We start from the raw sequence: 20,148 nt of genomic DNA, 5'->3' as shown, positions 1-20,148 counted from the left end.
CACATAAAAATCAACACCTATTTTAAAGTATTACCATTATGCCAAAGAAGATTAGATTAGGAATTTTAGGAGGGGGCGGGGATTCTCTCATAGGAGTTTTGCACCGGGTCGCTTCCCATATCAATGACAATTATGAAATAGTAGGAGCAGTTTTCAATCCGGTTTATGAAGAGAACATAGGTTTCGCCAAGGAAATAGATGTTCCTACCGACCGTATTTACAAGGATTTTGATGCTTTTATCGAGGGAGAAATGAAATTGCCCGAAGAAGAGCGTATTCAGGTCTGTTCGGTACAAACCCCCAATTTCCTGCATTTTCCCATGGCCAAAAAATTGCTGGATAACGGATTTCACGTTATTTGTGAAAAGCCGATGACCACCACCTTGGAAGAGGCAAAAATATTACAGGAGGCGCACGAAAAGGCGGGAACGGTATTTGCCCTTACCCATACCTATACCGGTTATCCTATGGTGCGTCAAATGCGTGAAATGATTAAATCCGGGGCTTTGGGAAAAATTCACAAGGTAGATGCCCGGTATTATCAGGGTTGGATCAATACTATTATCCATGATAAGGAAAAGCGATCATCGGTATGGCGCTTAGATCCTGAAAAAGCAGGAATCAGTTCCTGTATGGGAGATATTGGGGTGCACGCCTTTAATTTAGTGGAATATACCACGGGACTTCGGATAAAATCCCTATTGTGCGATTTTAACTATTTGTACGAAGACAATAAGATGGATGTGGACGGTACGGTCCTTGTTCGAATGGATGATCACGTTAAAGGGGTTATCCGTGGAAGCCAGGTAGCTACTGGGGAGGAAAACGGACTGGCCATAGCTATCTATGGTGAAAAGGCCGCGTTCCGATGGGAACAGGAAAAGCCTAATTTCCTGTATAGGATGAGTGATACCGAACCCACCCAAGTATACAAACCTGGGCATGCCTACAATTCTGAACTGTCCCTAGATGGTACGAAACTACCGCCAGGGCATCCCGAAGGTATATTCGATTCCATGGCCAACATTTATTTAGGAGCGGCCAGGGCCATAAGGGGAGAGCAATATAATGATGGGGAATTTCCCACCATGCTGGACGGCGTCCGCGGCATGAATTTCATCGAAGCTACAGTAGAATCCCATAAGGGAGGCAATGTTTGGGTGGAGATGGAGAGCTGATTTTGGCAAAAACGTATCGAAAAACCATAAAGATGATAAGGCCCTAAAAGTTTTGACTTTTAGGGCCTTATCAGTAAAAGTGCAGACTATAAACGATTTAGGGCTATCGCTCAAAAACTTTTTCAAATTCTTGGCATACAATAATCATACTATCCCTGGGGACTCGCCCAAAGGGCTCCAACTCCCGGATGTAATATTCCCAATGTACACGTTTCCAATACTCCAGTGATTTATCGCCTTCGCCTTCAAGTTTGGCATATTCCCGGTCGATACTGAAGTAGGGTTTAAATGAGACTTTGGTGAGCCTCACAATACACTGTGCTTTGCCTTCCCAATTGGTAACAACAATGAAATCGCCAATTTTAGGTAAGGTCTCCTTTCGGTATTGGAGTCCCAATAATGAATCGGAGGTGGCCTTTTTAATCCCTCTTTTCACCAGTTCAGCACATTCATTCGCATCTGCCTTGTTGTCACAAAAATGGATGACGTTCGGTGCGTCTACAAAGGCAAATTCCAAATGGGCATCCAAAAAGTCGCCCCACATATTTCTAGCGGAAGCGTTGTCCATTGCTCAGTGTTTTGGTATCGCAAAATACGCTCATAATTTCTATCTAGAAAATAGTTTTATTTTTCAATTGTTCGGCTGCATGATTGGCCGCTCTTGCCGTAAACGCCATATATGTTAAGGATGGGTTCACACAACTTGAAGAAGCCATAAAGGCTCCATCGGTAACATATACATTTTTAACGGCATGTACTTGATTGTTCTTGTTCACCACTGATGTTTTTGGGTCGTGACCCATTCTGGCGCCTCCCATTTCATGAATGGCCGATCCAGGATTGGAAGTCGCATCATATCCCTCAACATCCACAAATCCGGCTTTCTTAAAAATGGTAATGGCCTCGTTCATCATGTCCTTCCGCATCTCAAGCTCATTTGTTTTCAACTCCACGTCAAAGTCCAATAAAGGCAGGCCCCACTGGTCTTTTTTAACGGAACTTAATGTTACCTTATTGTCATCATAGGGCAAAAATTCCCCAAAGGCGGTCATCCCGATCTGCCACTGCCCTGGTTTAAGGATGGCTTCTTTTAACTTATTTCCGTAAACTGCTTCTGCAATCAAATTGGACCAATTGTTTCTACTGGCGCCTCCTTGGTAGCCGAATCCACGTAAATAGCTCTGGCGCTCAGTGTTCCCACCGAGATTTGTGAATCTGGGAATATAAAAGCCATTGGGCCTTCGTCCTTTATAATATTTGTCCAAATAGCCATTTACCGTGGCACTTGCACCCACTTTAAAATGGTGGTCCATAATATTGGTTCCTAGCTTTCCAGAATCATTGCCCATTCCATTGGGAAAACGATTGGATTTCGATTTCAACAAAATACCTACGGATGACATAGCCGAAGCACATAAAAAAATCGCCATGGCTTTAAATTCAAGTTCTTCATGGGTCTCGGTGTCAATAACACGAACACCGACGGCTTTCTGCACAGTTTCGTCATAAATGATTTCATGCACAATGGAATTTGGACGGAGCGTCATGTTCCCCGTTCTTTCCGCAGCTGGAAGCGTGGAAGAGTTACTGCTAAAATATCCCCCAAAAGGGCAACCTCGCTTGCACCTATTTCGGTATTGGCAGGGCCCCCTATTTTCAAAATCAGTCGTTTTTTCCGTAATATGGGCCGCTCTACCAATTGTAAGTAAGCGTCCATCATCAAAATTTTTGGACATATTGGCCTGAAGTTCCTTTTCTACACAATTAAGCGACATGGGAGGTTGAAATTTACCATCGGGTAATTGTTTTAATCCCAGGCTTTCCCCACTTACCCCAATGTATTCCTCCACCTTATCATACCATGGGGCAATGTCCTTATAGCGTATGGGCCAATCTACACCATGCCCATCTTTCTTATTGGCCTCAAAATCAATATCGCTCCATCGGTAGCTTTGCCGTCCCCAAGTCAATGATCGGCCACCTACCTGATAACCCCTGATCCAATCAAAATTTTTGGTTTCTTCATAGGGATGGTCATAGGCATTGACAAAAAAATGCTTGGCTTCACGCTGTCTGTTCACACTACCTCTCGGCAATAAGGAAAAGATTTGCTTTTCCTCACGAGTGAGATTGCCCCTGAATTCATAATCCCATGGATCGTCATTCATGGTTGGGTAATCTTCAATATGCTTTACCATTCTTCCCCGTTCCAGGACCAATGTTTTTAAACCATTCTCACAAAGTTCCTTGGCTGCCCAGCCTCCACTAATTCCGGTGCCTACCACTATGGCATCATATATTGTATTTGGATTTGCTGACATGTTCGGGGTTTATGAAAACTTTCCGGCCTTGAATTGTCCTGCCGCATGGTTGGCCGCCCTTGCCGTGAAGGCCATATAGGTTAGGGAAGGATTTACACAGCTTGCCGAACTCATAAAGGCCCCATCGGTAATATAAACATTGGGAACCGCATGTACTTGATTGTTTTTGTTCGTAACTGAAGTAGTGGGATGATGTCCCATCCGGGCTCCGCCCATTTCATGGATTCCCAAACCTGGACCGGTAGATTCCTCATAGGGTTGTACATCCTTAAAACCGGCCTTGGTAAACATATCCAATACTTCGCGTATAATATCCTCTCGCATTCTGTATTCATTTTCCTTGAACTCCACATCAAAATCAAGTTGGGGCAATCCCCATTGATCTTTTTCGGTAGTACTTAAAGTCACTTTATTGTCATCATAGGGAAGAAACTCCCCGAAACCAGTAACTCCAATTTGCCAGTTTCCAGGTTTTAATATAGAGTCTTTTAAATTTTTTCCATAGCCCATCTCCTTAATGGAGGCGGACCAATCTTCCCTACTGGCGCTGCCTTGATATCCGAAACCTCGAAGATAATCGCGCTTGGTCTTTTCGCTTAAATTTACCCACCGGGGAATATAAAATCCGTTGGGTCGCCTGCCCTTATAATACTTATCCAAATAGCCGTCTATTTTAGCAGTAGCGCCTAGTTTATAATGATGATCCATGATATTCCTGCCAAGCATCCCGGAATCATTGCCCATACCATTGGGAAAACGATCGGATTTGGATTTTAATAAGATTCCAACCGAGGCCATCGCGGAGGCACAAAGAAAAATGACCCGTGCCTTAAATTCCATCTTTTCATGGGTCTCCGTGTCAACGACCTTTACGCCTGTTGCTCTTCCGGAGGCTCCATCATATATGACTTCATGAACAATGGAATTGGGCCTCAATGTCATATTCCCTGTTCGCTCGGCAGCTGGAAGTGTGGAGGAGTTGCTACTAAAATATCCGCCAAATGGACAACCTCGCCAGCATCTATTTCTGTACTGGCAAGGATTCCGTCCTTCAACCTTGGCCTGCTTATCCGTAATATGAGCCACCCGTCCAATGGTTAGTAAACGGCCATCGTCATATTTTTCGGCCATTGTCTTTTTGAGGTCGTCCTCGCCACAGATCAAATCCATTGGGGGTTGAAACCTGCCATCGGGCAATTGTTTCAATCCCAAGTTCTCCCCACTTACCCCAATGTATTCCTCAACTTTATCGTACCATGGGGCAATATCTTTGTAGCGTACAGGCCAATCCACACCATACCCATCCTTTTTATTGGCCTCAAAATCGATATCGCTCCAACGATAGCTTTGCCGTCCCCATGTCAGGGATCTACCACCCACATGATAACCACGAATCCAGTCAAAGCGTTTGGTCTCTACATACGGATGTTCAAGGTCATTTACAAAAAAGTGTTTTACATCGTCCTTAGGAGCCCAATTGACCCGCAGTTGCTTATAATACTTTTTCCTATCCTCAACGGAAAGTTCTTTTTTAAAAGGAAAATCCCAAGCATCCATATTCATTGTGGGATAGTCTTTAATGTGTTCCACCATTCTTCCCCTTTCCAATACCAAGGTCTTTAAGCCATTCTCGCAGAGCTCCTTTGCAGCCCAGCCTCCACTAATGCCCGTTCCTACCACAATGGCATCATATACTTCTTCTTGATTCATCTTGGATTTCTTATTTTAATTCTGATGGTTTTCCTATATTTATGATTTCCCGAAGCAAAGCAGAAACTAGGGGAATTTTAGAAAACTAAATATAGGATTTATTCTGACACTTCCGCAAAATATAAAAATCATAATCAAATTAACATAGAATAGTTTACCGATGAAGACAATTAAAGGACCTGCCGTTTTTTTGGCACAATTTGTAGATAACAAGGCACCTTTTAACTCGCTGGACGGCATGTGCCAATGGGCGGCCGATTTGGGTTATAAAGGAATTCAAATTCCTACATGGGAAAGCTTTTTAATCGATTTGGACAAGGCCGCAGAAAGCCAAACCTATTGTGATGAACTCAAGGGAAAGGTAAATTCATATGGATTGGAAATTACCGAACTATCCACACATTTGCAAGGTCAATTGGTTGCGGTACATCCTGCCTTTGATATCATGTTCGATGGTTTTGCACCAGACCAGGTAAGGAACAATCCCAAGGCCCGCACAGAGTGGGCGGTAGATGTGGTCAAGAAGGCCGGAACAGCGAGCAGAAGGTTGGGCATTACTGCACATGCTACTTTTTCCGGATCCCTTTTATGGCATACCTCATATCCTTGGCCCCAGCAGCCCCCTGGACTTGTGGAGATGGGCTTTGAGGAATTGGCCAAGCGGTGGAAACCCATTTTGGATCATTTTGATGAGGAAGGGGTAGATGTTTGCTACGAAATACACCCTGGGGAGGATTTACATGATGGGGATACCTTTGAGCGTTTTTTGAAAGCCACAGGAAACCACAAAAGAGTCAATTTACTTTATGACCCTAGCCATTTTGTACTTCAGCAATTGGATTATATAGCCTATATAGACTTTTATCATGAGTTTATCAAGTCTTTTCATGTAAAGGATTCCGAATTCAACCCAACGGGCAAAAAAGGAGTCTATGGTGGATATAATGATTGGGAGAATCGTGCCGGTCGTTTCCGTTCCCTTGGCGATGGCCAAATAGACTTTAAAACCATTTTCTCCAAACTAACGCAATACGGCTGTGATGTTTGGGCCGTAATGGAGTGGGAATGTTGCATTAAAAGCCCTGAGCAAGGTGCCAGGGAAGGTGCCATCTTTATTCAAGACCATATTATCGAAGCTACGCAAAGGACATTTGACGATTTCGCGGGAGGCGAGACGGACAAGGAAGTGCTAAAAAAAATACTAGGAATTTAAAAACCGCTAAAACTTAAACCATGAAACAGCTTTTTGGTATTATGCTCGTAACCCTATTTGCTTTGGGGTGCAAGGAGAAAGCAAAAACATCTATGGAAGAGGCCACGGGTGAGGCCATTTCAGAAGAGGATGTTACAACTGCCGGGAACGAAGAATGGATTGTTCTTTTTGATGGCTCCTCTTTCGATGGATGGAAAGAATATCTAAAGGAAGATGTTTCCGAACATTGGAAATTGGAGGATGGAGCCATGGTCTTTTATCCTCCTCAGGATCGAAAAAAAGGGGATAGTTATAACCTGGTGACAGAAAAAGAATTTACCGATTTTGAGCTTTCCCTGGAATGGAGGATTGCCGAAGGAGGCAATAGTGGTATCTTTTGGGGTGTTGCGGAGATGCCTTCGCTTAAACAACCGTATCAAACCGGGCCTGAAATACAGGTGCTCGACAATGAGAAACATCCTGATGGCAAAAATGGAACGAGCCATCAAGCCGGGGCCTTGTACGACATGGTTTCCCCATCTAAGGATGTTACCAAGCCGATTGGAGAGTGGAACATCTGTGTATTGACCATTAATCATAAAACAAATAAGGGAAGTGTTTCGCTAAACGGGGAGAAAATAGTTGAGTTTCCCGTGAACAATTCCGAATGGAGCGCCATGGTGGCCGATTCGAAATTTGCGGATTGGGAGCATTTTGGGAAGCATACCACCGGTAAAATTGGATTACAGGACCATGGAGATGGGGTAGCCTTCCGTAACATAAAGATCAAGGAGTTATAGCGGGAGAAGGCTAGGGCATTTGAATTGGAACCCGGACCTTTGCAAGATAACGCTGTAAAAAGATAAATACTAAGGATTGAATTGCCTTACTAATACTTTATTCATGAAAAAACTACTCACATTAATCACATTTTTTTCAATTTACGTTGTATCTGGACAAGAAGCCATAGTGGGGGAGACCCCGGGAATATTAAGAGATGGGGTAATCGTACATCCGGAATATGAGGGTCCGGAGCCGACCAAGCCAGAGGCCACGGAATTCTATGAGCCTAAGGTTCCTAAAGTTACTCCTGGAACAAATGGGAGTCCACCGAGCGATGCCATTGTTCTTTTTGACGGTACTAGTTTTGATGGTTGGGTGAGCTCAAAAGATGGCACTTCTCCCGTTCCATGGCATTTGAACGATGACGGAAGTATGACCGTTGCCGATAGAACAGGGGATATACAGACCAAACAAAAGTTTGGGGATATGCAACTGCACATTGAATGGCGATCGCCTTTACCGGTTCAACGTACGAACCAAAACAGGGGAAATAGCGGTATTTTTATCAGTGGCCTCTATGAAATACAGGTTTTAGATCAAAATGATAATCCCACTTACATCAACGGTCAAGTAGGATCCATTTACAAGCAGGGACCACCATTGGCCATGGCCTCGGTAGCTACCGGGGAATGGAACACCTACGATATTATCTATCATGCACCTGAGTTTAATGCGGAGGGCAAAAAAACAAAATCGGGTACCATTACCGTTATCCACAATGGCGTATTGATTCAGGACCATACGGAAATTAAGGGTACCACACCGTATATAGGATGGCCCAAAAACCCGCCGCATGGCAAAGGACCGTTAAAACTTCAGGATCATGGAGATGACAGTCGGGTCAGATATAGAAATATTTGGGTACGGGAACTGTGACCCTATCACTTGGATACTCAGCCATTAAAACATACATATGATTCAATCCATGACCGGCTTTGGGAAGCATGTGATACAGCTTCCTACAAAAAAAATTACTATTGAATTAAAATCACTCAATAGTAAGAGCTTGGATTTGAATGCCCGAATGCCTTCGGCATACCGCGAAAAAGAATTGGAACTCCGAAAGCTTATTGCTAATGAATTGACCAGAGGCAAAGTTGATTTTGGGCTTTATATAGAGTACACCGGCGATGAGACTTCGGCCCAGATAAATGAAGGCGTAGTACGGCAGTACATGAAACAATTAAAGTCCATTGCCCAAGGAGAGGATGTTCTTCTTATGGAAATGGCCCTGCGACTGCCGGATTCCTTAAAAACGGACAAGGACGATATTGATGATGACGAATATGCCGCCATCCTTGAAGCATTAAAAAAAGCGATTTCCGAAATACAGAAATTCCGCTCCCAAGAGGGACAAATACTGGAAAAGGATTTTGCGGAACGCATAACTACTTTGGAATCCCTTTTGGAGGAGGTGAAGGCCATGGATCCAGAGCGGCAATCCACAATTAGGGAACGTTTGGAAAAAGCTGTAGCTGATTTGAAGTCGGATGTGGATGCCAACCGATTTGAGCAGGAGCTAATTTATTATTTGGAGAAATATGATATTACCGAGGAAAAAGTTCGGCTTACCAATCATTTAAACTACTTCTCCACTACGTTGGGTTCAAAGGATTCCAATGGTAAAAAACTTGGTTTTATATGTCAGGAAATAGGCCGTGAAATCAATACTATAGGGTCAAAGGCCAATTATGCCCCCATGCAACAATTGGTTGTTCAAATGAAGGATGAGTTGGAAAAGATAAAGGAACAAATGTTGAACGTTTTATGACGAAAGGGGGCAAATTGATTATATTTTCGGCACCTTCCGGGAGTGGTAAGACTACAATTGTACGTTACCTTTTAGCGCAGCCGGATTTGAATCTGGCCTTTTCGGTATCCGCGACTTCCAGACAAAGAAGGGGAAAGGAAAAGCAGGGAAAGCATTACTATTTTATGTCCGTTTCCGAATTTAAAAAGCACATTAAGAACGATGATTTTCTTGAATGGGAAGAGGTATACCGCGATAATTTTTATGGAACACTAAAAAGTGAGGTAGAAAGACTGTGGTCCGAAGGCAAGAACGTAATCTTTGATATTGATGTGGTGGGTGGACTCAGGATAAAAAAGAAGTACCCGGAAAGGACACTTGCCGTTTTTGTAAAACCGCCCAGTGTGGATGAACTAAAGATTAGATTAAAAAAACGGAGCACGGAAAGTGATGACAAGATTAATATGCGTATTGCAAAAGCATCCGTAGAAATGGCCACTGCCCCGCAATTTGATAAGATTATCAAAAATTACGATTTGGACCAAGCTCTCACAGAAGCCCATAATCTTGTCGCAGAATTTATCGGGAAAACAACGGCATTGGAAAACGGAGACTAAAGAAATCATTTAAAGTTGAAACAAATTGGCCTTTATTTCGGCACATTTAACCCCATTCATATCGGCCACTTGGTTATCGCCAACCACATGGTAGAGTTTTCTGACTTGGACGAGGTCTGGTTTGTAATTACCCCAAGGAGCCCTTTTAAGACCAAACAGACACTTTTGGATAACCATCATCGGTATCAAATGGTATTCGAAGCAGTAAAGGAATACCCCAGCCTTAAACCAAGCAAGATAGAATTTGATTTGCCCCAACCCAACTATACAATCGATACCTTGGTACGTTTGGATGAGAAATATGACCGTGACCATGTATTTTCCTTGTTAATGGGCGAGGACAATCTCAAAGGATTTCATAAATGGAAAAATTATGAGGTCATTTTAGAGAATCATGCCCTTTATATTTATCCCAGAATTTCGAAGGGAACTGTAGAGAATAAACTTCGGGAGCACCCCAAAATCCATCATATTGATGCCCCCGTAATGGAAATCTCCTCTACCTTTATCCGTAAAAATCACAGGGCCGGAAAAAATGTAAGGCCACTGCTCCCGGAAGCTGTTTGGGAATATATGGATGAAATGAATTTTTATAGGTAATACAGAAATCCTAATTGTTCACTTCAAAAAGCGTAACTTCATAAGTGAAATTCCTCATTTCTCCATTGAGATTAACATCCTCCAAGGTTACTGTATAGGATATATCCTGAGATTCACCAGTGTTTATACCTTCGGGCACCCAGACAATGGTACGATCACCAAAGGCATTGTCCAATTCTTCCAAGGATAACGACAGGGATTCGCCATTTTCATCCATCATGGAGACTTTGGTAGCTGTAAAATCAGCGTTTCGTATAGAGAACGACCAGCGTGGATACACCAGATTACTGGGAATGTATCCTGAAGGCGGCCATGCAATGAATTCAGGTTCGTCCTCAGGTGGCGAGCCTGCATTCCCAAGCACCCAAATGGCGTTGGCCCTTTCCGTATTACCGACACCAATTTCCTGCAATCGTGGCCATAGCAGCCATCTTCTATGACCTACCGGACCATTACTGGATCCATGGTCTCGGATGTATGCATCAATTGCCGGGGCATTTCTGGCCATGGCCAACAACGAATTTCCAGCACCTTCCTTACCGTCTTCACTGAAGCACTTCCAACTATTGGGAGGTGAATGGTCCAAAGTTCCATTGGCATGCATCATAAGGGCGGACTCCTGGGCCTTTTCACTCTTTGTGGCATTTTCCGTTATATCATTGTTTAGCCCCACCGCTTTTCTGAAATAGGCCAAGCGCATAAAGATTTTTTCTTTTGTGCCTTGAGGTACAGAGCCTGCATTGCAGGAGGGTTCATCCCCGGTCCAGGGAACATCTTCATTGGTGTTGGCGGAAGCTAAATAGTAGTCCTCGTAGAGTGCCTTGGCCGTTAATCTGGCCGAGTTATCCAATGGAGCTTGTTCGTTATCGGTGCCGTCATCCACAATTTGCCCATCGTCGGTACTATCATCAATGTCGGGCGAAGTTTCCTTACTACAAGCCGCTATTATGAAAACACAAATAAGTAGGGATAAGAATAATTTATGGGGCAATTGCATGTTAGAAATCGTTTTGGTGTACAACTTAAACGAAGGAATTTTCAAAAAGCACAAAACTTTTCGATAAACGGACAATTGGGTTAACGGAACAAGGACAGCACTATGTTAAATGGTGTTGGGAAATACTCCAATAGATGTACTTCGATGAAGCTCATTGGATGGGCCTATCACGAACCGTTTCTGAAATTTGAAATAAGGAGGGGGTTTTCGCCGGACTAGACGGTAACGGCATTAACATGACCGTCATAAATCTCCAAAAGGTTCAAAGTTGCGGTAAGTAGGTCTTTGGTTTCCGATAGAAGGCTAAAATATAGTGCTGTGTTTTTTGGGCTGGTTTCATCAACCCTTGTTCGGGTAACCTGTTTTTCTATTTTTTTATTGATATGGTCAAAAAGACTCTGTTTATGGATGATCAAACTGGTAAGGCCAACGTACTCCTTGGTTTCAAAGATTTGGGTTACCTTGGAAAAAAGATTGCTAACATATTGGTCTGTTTCCTTCAAATCCTTTATTTGATTGAAACGCAGTTTTTTATGATTGTTGTTCACGTGTTTATATCCAGCCTTGGAAATATACTCCAAAGATTGGGTCATATCTTCCAGGTAGTTTAACATGGTAATGTAAAAATTACTTGTCCCTACACTTGATTCATCCAAGTTCTTAATAAAATAAAAGATATTATCCTTTAATTCTTCTACCTCCTTATCCAATTTGGAGATACTTCGTCTACTTTTTTTCAATCGTTCTATGTCGTGCTTTGCTAGACCATCAATGCAATAGGTATATATTTTGTTGGCTCTTTTCATAGTAAGTGCAATGTTGTCCGCACTTTCTTCAATTAGTTCCTTTATAGAACTGCTTTCCGCTTTTTGCAGTCTTTCCTCAATCTTATTTTCCTTTACTTTTTTTGTGTGGGAAAGGTAATTTTTTCCAATGAGCAAAAAGGCGGTAATGAGCAAAATCACTATGGCTACAATTCCCCCCAAATGAATAAGGTATGCTATTATTGCCGCAGCCGTAAAAGCACTTATGGCCGTGAAGAACCATCCACCTATTACATTGAGCACGCCGGCAACACGGTAAACCGCACTTTCTGGTCCCCAAGCCCTATCGGCCAGAGAGGTGCCCATTGCTACCATAAAAGTGACATAAGTGGTAGACAAAGGCAATTTCATCGAAGTTGCTATAGATATTAGCACGCTGGCTACCATAAGGTTTACGGAGGCCCTTACCAAATCGAATGCTGGAAGATCTTGGGCCCGGACTTTAGGAATATACACATAAGGCTTCTCAAAACGCTTGTCTATTTTGGATCTAAGGGAGATTGGCAGAATACCTGAGAAGTTTTCTGTAGCCTTTATGGAAAATTTCACAATTTGCCTGGAAAGGAAATTGGGTTGGAAGCGTTCTTCTCCCTCATCTTGTCTTGAAAGGTCTACGCTGGTTTTCACCACATTTCTTGCCTTAGAAGAAAACCAAAGGGTAATGACCATAATGACCCCGGATAGCAATAGAAGCAATGTCGGTGTCCTCACGGCTTGCGACAGGCTTTCCATGGTATACTGTTCAGCAGTTACCCCAGCTTGGCTCCAACTCGTATACGACTCAAGTGCGGCCAAGGGAACACCAATAAAATTTACCAGATCGTTTCCCGCAAAAGCCATAGCCAACGCGAAGGTGCCGAGAACAATGATTATGGTGTATATGTTAAGTTTAAAAAATGAAGTAATCAACCACGAGATAAATGTCCAGACCACAAAGTTTTCAAGAATAAAGAGGAATGGATTAGAGCTAATGTGCTCAAGAATGATAGGATCAAAAATATCGGCGCTTTTTAATCCTTTAACTATGATGAAATAAACTATGGATGTAATGGCCAATCCACCAAATATGGCCCCGATCCATTTGGGTCTTTCCTTGAATTTAAAGGAAATAAGCAAACGTGAGGCAAATTGGACAAAGGCACCTACGGAAAAGGCAACTACCACCGAAAGTAGGATGCCCAAAATAATCTCGGTCGCTTTTTCAGTGTTGATATACGTACCCAAATCAACGAACCCACCACCTAATGCCGTAATTTTTATCAATGAAATAGCCACGGCGGCACCTAACAATTCAAATACGATAGATACCGTAGTGGAAGTTGGCATACCCAAGGTGTTGAAGAAATCCAACAAAAGGATATCGGTAATCATGACGGCCATAAATATGATCATGATTTCGGCAAACACAAATTCCCCAGGGTTAAATATTCCTTTTCTTGCCACTTCCATCATGCCGCTTGAAGACATTGCCCCAAAGGCAATGCCAACACTCGCAACAATCATAATGGTCCTAAAGGAAATGGCCTTAGAGCCTATCGCTGAGTTTAAAAAGTTGACGGCATCATTGCTTACACCTACCACCAGATCCGTGATGGCCAGCACAGCAAGAGCGATAATCATGAACAGATAAATGTTTTCGCCCATTAACATCAAATAAGCACAAAAATGACATTATAATTTGTCAAGTAAGTTAAAATAAAGTTATGAAAGTTGTTTTCTTAATTTCCTGGCGTGCGGAAGAAAATTGGTTTGGTTTTGGATTGTATTGCTATTGGAGAACCTATTCCGTTGAAGTTTTGATAGGCTGTTATTGAAAAATCCGTTTTTCTTTGCTGTTTTGATGGAAGGAGAGATGAAATGATAGACTTTATTTTTAACAAGGAATCAAAGGGAAATAGTAGCCTTGGTTTTACGAAGAGCCATTTATGTAAATCTATTGTTAACTTATTGTTCGACTAATGTGAACTAGGGGTTTTGTGGTAAACATGCCATATGAGGTCTAAATTCAATAATGTCCTAACCTTAGGTGCTAGCTCTGTGTTTTCAAAGGAATAAAACTTTGATAGAAAAACAATGGGATATCACAGGACCAAGGATATGCCAGGTTCATACAAACCGTTAGTTTTAAGTATGGTGGGGTATTAAACTACTTTTGAGTTTCTTTTTCTGTGGACACTAGAGGCCCATAAGGTTCGGATTCCGTGCTGGAAACCATAATCAATTCGGAATCGATGGTTTTTGAATCTAACCCTTTTTCTATTCGAAGTACTTTATTTGGTTTTATCTCAATAGGAATTTCCAGGGTATTATAACCTAAAAAACTAATTACCACAACATAATTTCCTGGGTCAACTCCTTCAATTTCAAAATTACCATGAAAATTGGTCTGTGTTTTCCATTTCGTATTTTTCAGCATAACATCCGCAAATAGCATCGGCTCGCCATTAAGTTCATTGTCTAGAATCTTCCCGGATATAGAACTGGTCTGCTGGGCCAAAATGACCGTTGAAAAAAGGGATGTAACAATGAGAATTATTTTTTTCATCTTAGGTAACGCTGTTTTCTGCAAAGAAAACAGAAGTGTTTTAAGATAAGGTTATGCATATGTTATCAATAAACTGTTTAAGGTTAACTAAACGTTAGCTAGCTATTGGGCAATCGATGGGATAAGAAATCTGAAAATGGTTAAAAGATGTATCTTGCACCCCTAAATGGAATAGCATGGATTGGGAACGCTTACTTTCCTTAAAGCGATATGGTGACACCAATAAGAGATTACGCAAGGAACAGGATGAGACCCGATTGGGATTTGAGGTAGACTATGACCGGATTATTTTTTCCTCAGCTTTTCGGAGTTTGCAGGACAAGACCCAAGTTATTCCCTTGTCTAAAACTGATTTTGTCCATACCCGTTTAACCCATAGTCTGGAAGTATCCGTAGTAGGCCGTAGTTTAGGCAGGATAGCCGGGAAACGCATATTGGAAAAGCATCCGCACCTCCACGAAGTTCATGGATATACATTCAATGATTTTGGGGCCATAGTGGCCGCCGCTGCCCTGGCCCATGATATTGGGAATCCTCCTTTTGGTCATAGCGGGGAAAAGGCGATAGGTGAATATTTTAAAAATGGCAATGGAAAAAAATACCAATCGTCATTATCCAAAAAAGAATATCAGGACCTGATTGATTTTGAAGGGAATGCCAATGGATTCAAGTTGTTGTCCGAATCCAAAGAAGGTGTTGAAGGTGGATTGCGTCTTAGCTATGCGGTGCTAGGGGCTTTTATGAAATATCCAAAAGAATCGCTTCCCAAGAAACCTACCCAACATATCGCAGATAAGAAATTTGGGTTTTTTCAGTCCGAAAAAGGGTTTTTTTGGGAAGTTGCCCAAGAATTGGGTCTATTATCCACGTCAAATGGTGAAAGTATTTCCTTTTCCAGACATCCCTTGGCCTATCTTATGGAGGCCGCAGATGATATTTGTTATACCATAATTGATTTTGAGGATGGAATAAATCTTGGCCTTATTTCCGAGGAATTCGCGTTGGAGTATTTGATAAAATTGGTTAAGGATAGTATAAGTACCAAGAAGTATAATGGATTGATATATAAAGAGGACCGATTAAGTTATCTCAGGGCTTTGGCCATTAATACACTAATAGGCGATGCCATTGAAGTTTTTGTTGAGAACGAAGAGAAAATACTTAACGGTTCATTTGATACTTCCCTATTGGACAAAAGTAGGTACAAAGCTCAAATTGCCGATATAATTTCGTTAAGCGTCCATAAAGTCTATCGTTCCCAAGAGGTGGTGGAAAAGGAAATAGCCGGTTATAGAATTATTTCAGATATTTTGGATGTATATACGGGTGCACTTGTTCGGGGCAAGGAAGGCAAATTTTCCAATTATGACAGATTGATGATACAAACTTTGCCCAAGTTCTATCAGCAGACGGAAACATCCTTATATAAAATACTATTAAATACCTCTTGTTACGTGGCCAGTCTTTCAGATGGTTCCGCCGTCCATATACATAACAAGATTATGGGCAAACAACTTTAAAAATCATAGGAAACCCCTACACCCAATAGTTGCTTGAACTGTATCCTAGGCTCTCCCGGATCTATTACAACGCCTTCGGCATTTACTTGCTCATCGAACAAAATATCGTCGTCATAGATTAAATGGGTGCCAATGGTGGTAACTATATATTCATTGACCTTAAGGTTAAAGTTGAGTTCCCAATCTATATCAACATTCCCAAATCTGCGTAAATAATCAGTATACAAATTTAGCCGATGCTTCAGCCCCATATTTTTAGACAATTGAGTCTCCCAAGTGTTGTTGACCAGAAAGCCAAATTCCAAAAAAACATTTTCCCCTTGCTGTATTATGTTTCCGTCAGCGTCAAAAATAGCTTTCTGCACCCCAAATGCCCCTCTATCGGCCAAATCTTGGTCGAACACAAAAGTGGCCTTCTGGGTTACCGGTGAAATGTATAGATTGAATCTTTGGTCTTTGGTGATATACGAGGTTCCTGCTCCCAAAAAGGAATATCCTGGGGACATAAATCGAGATATAGGTGTGGTACGATCCGGATATTTAAATCCATTGGAAAATTGGGTATTAAAATTTGCTTTTACGGAATAATACCAATTGCTTATGGTGTCCCTTTGATAACCAAATGTGGAGCTAAACCGGATCAGGTCATCCGTTTTCCGTATTTGTTGACCTTCCTGTACATTTATTCCATATCGAAAACGCAGTTCGTTGTCCCACTGGATATATCTAAATTTATAGTTTCTGGCAAAACTGGCATTGCCCAGGGCAGATATGGAATTGTCTCCCCCCGCATTCCAGTTTACAAAGGCTACTTCACTTAGGTTTAACCCAAGCTTATTCAATCGGGTCCAGAAAGAAGGTACACGAAATCTTTTGGGCTTCTCCGTAAGAGCCTTTGTTTTTTTAAACGACACCTCGGGAATAGTTAGATTAACGCCCCTAGGAATATTTTTTATCTTTTCTTGGATACGGCGAACCACAATAGTATCAACAACGGTCGTATCCACCACTATGCTATCCAATTGTGTGCCCGGAGGAACGGGATCCTGGGCCAGTAAAAATCCGATAGTGAAGCTAAAGGACAAAAGAAAAAAGGATAGGTTACGTTGGTTCTTGTTGCGCATCAAAAATTCTATTTAAAAGATTTCTTAAGGCAGTGGCGTCTATCCCTGCCAACTGATGGAGCTCATCTACTGTACCATGCTCTAAAAAAACATCATTTATGCCGAGGATATGAATTTTTTTATGAAATCCCATCTCATTGGCTTTTTCCAATATGGCACTTCCAAATCCTCCGGCCTTGCAACCATCTTCAACGGTTATAATATATGCGTAGTTTTGAAAAATGTGCTCTAGGCGATTTGTATCCAAGGGCTTTATAAAACGCATATCATAATGTCCTATTTGTTGGTCGTTATCGTTTTCATCAATAACCTTGCCAACCCTATTGCCTATAGTGCCCACTGAAAGTATCGCAATTTTACTTCCTTTTCTCAGTTCTCGGGAAGACCCGATCGTTATCTCTTGGAAGGGTCGTTTCCAATCCATAGTAGTTCCCCTACTTCTGGGATAGCGGATGGCAATGGGGCCGGTCATCGTCCCCAACTGCGCCATAAACATAATGTTACGAAGCTCCATTTCGTTCATGGGTGCAAAAATAATCACGTTGGGAATGCATCGCAAGTATGCAATGTCATAAACACCATGATGGGTTGCACCGTCCTCGCCAACAATACCGGAGCGGTCCAAACAGAATATTACGGGTAGATTTTGTAGGGCCACATCATGTATAACCTGATCGTAGGCACGCTGAAGGAAGGTAGAGTAAATATTACAAAAAGGAATCATGCCCTCTAAGGCCATACCGGCCGCTAGCGTAACTGCATGTTGTTCGGCGATTCCTACGTCAAAGGCCCTACTCGGAATCTCATCCATCATGTATTTTAAAGAACTACCGGTAGGCATGGCCGGTGTAATTCCCACAATTTTAGGATTCTTCTTGGCGAGCTCGACCAAGGTATGTCCAAAAACATCTTGATATTTCGGATACTCGTTTTTAATAGGTCTTGGAAGTATTTCCCCTGTGGATTTATCGAATTTTCCCGGGGCATGATAAGTCACCTGATTCTCTTCAGCTTTTTGCAGTCCTTTTCCCTTGGTAGTGATTATGTGCAACAATTTGGGACCAGGGACCAACTTTAACCGCGTCAATTCGTCAATTAGATTTGGCAAATCGTTACCGTCCACGGGTCCAGAATAATCAAAATTGAGACACTCAAAAATATTTTCGTCCTTGGCCGTACCCCTTTTTACGTTGGTCAGGTATTTTTTTAAGGCACCTACACTGGGGTCTATTCCAATGGCGTTATCATTAAGGATAATCAGAACATCAACATCGGTAACACCGGCATGATTCAATCCTTCAAAAGCCATCCCGCTGGCAATGGATGCATCCCCGATTACCGCAATATGGTTTTTATTCATTTCGCCTTTTAATCTAGAGGCCACCGCCATGCCCAGAATAGCTGAAATGGAAGTTGAACTATGCCCCGTTCCAAAAGCGTCATACTCGCTTTCTTCAATTTTAGGGAATCCACTGATACCGCCTAATTGCCTGTTGGTAATGAAACTTTCCTTTCGCCCCGTCAAAATTTTATGCCCATAAGCCTGGTGTCCAACATCCCAAATAAGTTTATCCTTGGGGGTATCAAAAACATAGTGGAGGGCAATGGTAAGTTCTACTACACCCAGACTCGCCCCGAGATGCCCTTCCTTGACCGCTACAATATCTATGATGAAATCCCTAAGCTCCTGGGCAAGCTGGGGTAGAGCGTCTATAGGAATCCCACGCAAGTCTTCTGGAGCATTTATTTGGGAAAGTATTTTCATTTTCGGGGACAAATGTACGGTAAAATGGTTGTGTGGCTCTTCACAATTTGACCCAAAATTGTACATTTGGCGCTATGGTTTTGCCTTTTGATGATATGTACTTTATGAAGAAGGCCCTGGAGGAGGCCCATATAGCGTTTGAGAAGGGTGAGGTGCCCATTGGAGCCGTTATCGTAACGCAGGAGAGGATTATTGCGCGGGCGCATAATCTAACCGAACAATTGAACGATGTTACGGCACATGCAGAAATGCAGGCGATAACCTCTGCAGCCAATTTTTTGGGAGGAAAGTACTTAACAAATTGTACCCTCTATGTGACCTTGGAGCCTTGTCAAATGTGTGCCGGGGCATTGTACTGGAGCCAAATTTCAAAAGTAGTGTACGGGGCTGAAGACCCTAAAAGAGGATTTGCAGCTATGGGAGCAAAACTACACCCGAAAACAGAGGTCCTTGGGGGGGTAATGGAAAATGAAGCTTCCGTTCTATTAAAACGCTTCTTTATTCAAAAAAGGAATTTGAACTAAGGGTTTGGTATTGTGATAAAAAACCCCGGCAGTACGCCAGGGTTTCAATTCCATTCAATAATACAATACTTATCTTAATACTTGCACTTGTGCAGCTACCATACCCTTTCTGCCTTCTTCTTCAACGTATTCTACTTTGTCGCCTTCGTTTAGCTCAACCCCATTCAATGCCGTAGCATGAACAAAGATGTCTTTTCCCGTTTCGTCGTTTGTAATGAATCCATATCCTTTGGAGTCATTAAAAAATTTTACTGTACCGGTCATTCAATTAAAATTATTTGTGAAAAAATGTTTGTCTCACTAAGGTATAATTTTTTTAGGCAAATCGGCTGGGATTCTCGGTCAAATATTGATAAAGTCATTGGTTTTCAGACTTTTCACTTTCTTTTCTTCGCATTTTTCGAATGTTTTCCTCGTTGAGCATATAATCCTTCATCTTTTTTCCCTTGCTCTCCTTTATCAAAAATAGGGGCATGGCAATAAGAAAAAGCCCAACTGTACCAAAGCCAATGAACTTGTTGCCCAATAAGGGTTCTTCCCCTTGGATGGAAAACCCATAAAAAATAGAAGCAAATGAAGCAATGGTAATAAGGATAATGACGTATTTCATCCACCTAAAATATTAAAAAGAATATGAA

19 protein-coding genes are annotated in these 20,148 nt (G+C 42.1%); 9 read left to right on the top strand and 10 right to left on the bottom strand.

From position 1 onward, the window contains the following. The first annotated feature begins 38 nt into the window (after window positions 1-38). Window positions 39-1,178 (top strand): Gfo/Idh/MocA family oxidoreductase, encoded by a 1,140-nt coding sequence (locus Q0993_RS05260; RefSeq protein ID WP_299530352.1) that lies wholly within the window; start codon window positions 39-41, stop codon window positions 1,176-1,178. Between the two features lie 103 nt (window positions 1,179-1,281). Here Q0993_RS05260 and Q0993_RS05255 read toward each other — a convergent pair whose 3' ends face one another. Genes Q0993_RS05255 through Q0993_RS05245 form a run of 3 tightly spaced genes read right to left on the bottom strand, consistent with a single transcriptional unit; the run spans window position 1,282 to window position 5,209 of the window. Further along, entirely contained in the window at window positions 1,282-1,746 is a 465-nt protein-coding gene (locus Q0993_RS05255; protein ID WP_299530350.1) for an ASCH domain-containing protein, read from the bottom strand. Between the two features lie 43 nt (window positions 1,747-1,789). Then, window positions 1,790-3,499 carry a GMC oxidoreductase gene (locus Q0993_RS05250; RefSeq protein ID WP_299530348.1) on the bottom strand — a complete coding sequence of 570 codons (1,710 nt, stop codon included), beginning with the start codon at window positions 3,497-3,499 and terminating at the stop codon, window positions 1,790-1,792. A 9-nt stretch (window positions 3,500-3,508) separates the two neighbouring features. Then, the gene (locus tag Q0993_RS05245) at window positions 3,509-5,209 is read right to left on the bottom strand and encodes a GMC oxidoreductase (protein ID WP_299530346.1); all 1,701 of its coding nucleotides are present in this window, start codon (window positions 5,207-5,209) and stop codon (window positions 3,509-3,511) included. 160 nt (window positions 5,210-5,369) lie between these two features. Here Q0993_RS05245 and Q0993_RS05240 point away from each other — a divergent pair, with 160 nt between their 5' ends. The 6 genes from Q0993_RS05240 to nadD all read left to right on the top strand — a co-directional run bounded on the left by Q0993_RS05240 (window position 5,370) and on the right by nadD (window position 10,211). After that, window positions 5,370-6,422, top strand: a complete 1,053-nt coding sequence (locus Q0993_RS05240; protein WP_299530344.1) for a sugar phosphate isomerase/epimerase — start codon at window positions 5,370-5,372, stop codon at window positions 6,420-6,422. A gap of 20 nt (window positions 6,423-6,442) precedes the next feature. Beyond that, window positions 6,443-7,201, top strand: a complete 759-nt coding sequence (locus Q0993_RS05235; RefSeq protein ID WP_299530342.1) for a DUF1080 domain-containing protein — start codon at window positions 6,443-6,445, stop codon at window positions 7,199-7,201. A gap of 103 nt (window positions 7,202-7,304) precedes the next feature. Beyond that, complete coding sequence (locus Q0993_RS05230) at window positions 7,305-8,120, top strand: DUF1080 domain-containing protein (RefSeq protein WP_299530341.1); 816 nt, start codon at window positions 7,305-7,307, stop codon at window positions 8,118-8,120. Window positions 8,121-8,157: 37 nt separating this feature from the next. After that, entirely contained in the window at window positions 8,158-9,015 is an 858-nt protein-coding gene (locus tag Q0993_RS05225; protein ID WP_299530340.1) for a YicC/YloC family endoribonuclease, read from the top strand. Further along, window positions 9,012-9,611 carry a guanylate kinase gene (gene gmk, locus Q0993_RS05220; RefSeq protein WP_299530339.1) on the top strand — a complete coding sequence of 200 codons (600 nt, stop codon included), beginning with the start codon at window positions 9,012-9,014 and terminating at the stop codon, window positions 9,609-9,611. The genes Q0993_RS05225 and gmk overlap by 4 nt, the downstream gene beginning before the upstream one ends. A gap of 15 nt (window positions 9,612-9,626) precedes the next feature. Further along, entirely contained in the window at window positions 9,627-10,211 is a 585-nt protein-coding gene (gene nadD / locus Q0993_RS05215) for a nicotinate (nicotinamide) nucleotide adenylyltransferase (RefSeq protein ID WP_299530338.1), read from the top strand. A 10-nt stretch (window positions 10,212-10,221) separates the two neighbouring features. Here the strand turns inward: nadD and Q0993_RS05210 are convergent, their stop codons facing one another. The 3 genes from Q0993_RS05210 to Q0993_RS05200 all read right to left on the bottom strand — a co-directional run bounded on the left by Q0993_RS05210 (window position 10,222) and on the right by Q0993_RS05200 (window position 14,577). Further along, on the bottom strand, window positions 10,222-11,208 hold the full coding sequence (locus Q0993_RS05210; RefSeq protein WP_299530337.1) for a CAP domain-containing protein: 987 nt from the start codon (window positions 11,206-11,208) through the stop codon (window positions 10,222-10,224). A 215-nt stretch (window positions 11,209-11,423) separates the two neighbouring features. Further along, on the bottom strand, window positions 11,424-13,676 hold the full coding sequence (locus Q0993_RS05205) for an inorganic phosphate transporter (RefSeq protein ID WP_299530336.1): 2,253 nt from the start codon (window positions 13,674-13,676) through the stop codon (window positions 11,424-11,426). A 502-nt stretch (window positions 13,677-14,178) separates the two neighbouring features. Further along, window positions 14,179-14,577, bottom strand: a complete 399-nt coding sequence (locus tag Q0993_RS05200; RefSeq protein ID WP_299530334.1) for a carboxypeptidase-like regulatory domain-containing protein — start codon at window positions 14,575-14,577, stop codon at window positions 14,179-14,181. A 176-nt stretch (window positions 14,578-14,753) separates the two neighbouring features. Here Q0993_RS05200 and dgt point away from each other — a divergent pair, with 176 nt between their 5' ends. Continuing rightward, on the top strand, window positions 14,754-16,097 hold the full coding sequence (dgt, locus tag Q0993_RS05195) for a dGTP triphosphohydrolase (protein ID WP_299530332.1): 1,344 nt from the start codon (window positions 14,754-14,756) through the stop codon (window positions 16,095-16,097). Here dgt and Q0993_RS05190 read toward each other — a convergent pair. Beyond that, complete coding sequence (locus Q0993_RS05190) at window positions 16,094-17,221, bottom strand: DUF3078 domain-containing protein (RefSeq protein WP_299530330.1); 1,128 nt, start codon at window positions 17,219-17,221, stop codon at window positions 16,094-16,096. The two genes, dgt and Q0993_RS05190, sit on opposite strands and share 4 nt — an antisense overlap. After that, window positions 17,199-18,986, bottom strand: a complete 1,788-nt coding sequence (locus Q0993_RS05185) for a 1-deoxy-D-xylulose-5-phosphate synthase (protein ID WP_299530328.1) — start codon at window positions 18,984-18,986, stop codon at window positions 17,199-17,201. Before Q0993_RS05185 ends, Q0993_RS05190 begins: the two co-directional genes overlap by 23 nt. Window positions 18,987-19,060: 74 nt before the next feature. Between Q0993_RS05185 and Q0993_RS05180 the strand changes: the two genes are divergently transcribed. Beyond that, entirely contained in the window at window positions 19,061-19,510 is a 450-nt protein-coding gene (locus tag Q0993_RS05180; protein WP_299530368.1) for a nucleoside deaminase, read from the top strand. 69 nt (window positions 19,511-19,579) lie between these two features. On the opposite strand, the gene Q0993_RS05175 is transcribed toward Q0993_RS05180, so the two are convergent. Together Q0993_RS05175 and Q0993_RS05170 are read right to left on the bottom strand one after the other, a co-directional pair. Next, window positions 19,580-19,774, bottom strand: coding sequence for a cold-shock protein (locus Q0993_RS05175; RefSeq protein WP_299530325.1), 195 nt, complete (start codon window positions 19,772-19,774; stop codon window positions 19,580-19,582). A 94-nt stretch (window positions 19,775-19,868) separates the two neighbouring features. Then, the gene (locus Q0993_RS05170) at window positions 19,869-20,120 is read right to left on the bottom strand and encodes a hypothetical protein (protein WP_299530323.1); all 252 of its coding nucleotides are present in this window, start codon (window positions 20,118-20,120) and stop codon (window positions 19,869-19,871) included. Window positions 20,121-20,148: the final 28 nt, after the last annotated feature.

The sequence above is a fragment of the Ulvibacterium sp. genome, from assembly GCF_028285715.1.
Classification (GTDB): domain Bacteria; phylum Bacteroidota; class Bacteroidia; order Flavobacteriales; family Flavobacteriaceae; genus Ulvibacterium.
Note: the sequence above shows the minus strand (reverse complement) of the source record. Positions and strands in the feature narration are given on the sequence as shown.